The organism is Pseudomonas sp. 2995-1 (assembly GCF_002742505.1).
GTDB lineage: Bacteria > Pseudomonadota > Gammaproteobacteria > Pseudomonadales > Pseudomonadaceae > Aquipseudomonas > Aquipseudomonas sivasensis.
The window spans coordinates 1-277 of the sequence record NZ_LJSA01000623.1; the positions used below are offsets into that span (position 1 = coordinate 1).

Annotated in this window: 1 protein-coding gene; it reads left to right on the forward strand. The window is 43.3% G+C overall.

Annotated features, from left to right (window positions below; genetic code table 11):
• Window positions 1-277 (forward strand): transposase (locus AOA61_RS30115; RefSeq protein WP_143521287.1); only part of this gene is annotated, 277 nt, incomplete at both ends.

Here is a 277-nt window from a genome sequence, read left to right on the forward strand (position 1 = left end):
GTGTTATGAGGCTGGTCCAACTGGGTACGGGTTATATAGACTCTTGCTTACTTTGGGAGTTCATTGTAATGTAATCGCCCCATCTTTGATTCCTCAACGTCCAGGTGAGCGTATCAAGACAGACAGAAGGGATTCTATCCGTCTTGCACAACTATATCGAGCAGGAGAGTTAACCTCTATCTATATACCAACTAAAGAAGATGAGGCTCTCCGAGATCTAGTCAGAGCACGAGAAGATGCAAAAGAAGATGAATTAAGAGCTGAGCATTGTCTAAGT